We start from the raw sequence: 676 nt of genomic DNA, 5'->3' as shown, positions 1-676 counted from the left end.
TCTTATCCATCCACTGCGCTTGCCTATATTATTTATACTTCAGGTTCCACAGGAAAACCTAAGGGGGTAATGGTTTCTCACCGCTCCGTGATTAATTTAATTTCGTCATTAAAAGAAACTTATGGGATAGATTCAAGTGATCGGATACTGCAGTTTTCTACCATTACTTTCGATGCATCTGTGGAGCAGATATGGTTGTCGCTGTTAAGTGGTGCTTCATTAGTATTGATTGGCAAAGAAACCATACTCAATGAGGTGGAGTTTAATGCCTATATTGCACACCATGGAGTTACCCACCTACATGCCACACCTACTTTTCTGGAAGGTATAAGCCTGGAAGGCACACGAATACGCAGAGTTGTTTCTGCCGGGGAAGAATGTAATTCCTCCCTTGCAATAAAACATGCACATTTTTATGACTTTTATAATAAATATGGACCCACCGAAGCAACAATCTCATCGCTGATCTATAAATATGCTGATGGGGATGTAGTGAAAAATCGTATTCCTATCGGAAAGCCAATAGGGAATACCAGTGTTTACATTGTCAGTGGCCAAAATCAACTGCAACCTATGGGTGTAGTGGGCGAACTTTATATTGGAGGCCATGGGTTGTCTCTGGGCTATTTGGGTAATGAGGAGCTAACCTCAGAGAAGTTCATACCGAACCCATTCA

At 41.6% G+C, this 676-nt stretch carries 1 protein-coding gene; it reads left to right on the top strand.

What is annotated here, in order from left to right:
• A partial coding sequence (locus C900_RS27655) for an AMP-binding protein (protein WP_040497714.1) occupies window positions 1-676 on the top strand: 676 nt, incomplete at both ends.

The sequence above is a fragment of the Fulvivirga imtechensis AK7 genome (assembly GCF_000331535.1).
In the GTDB taxonomy this organism is placed as follows: Bacteria; Bacteroidota; Bacteroidia; order Cytophagales; family Cyclobacteriaceae; genus Fulvivirga; species Fulvivirga imtechensis.
The sequence above is the reverse complement of the archived record's forward strand: the minus strand, read 5'-3'. Positions and strand labels throughout refer to the sequence as shown.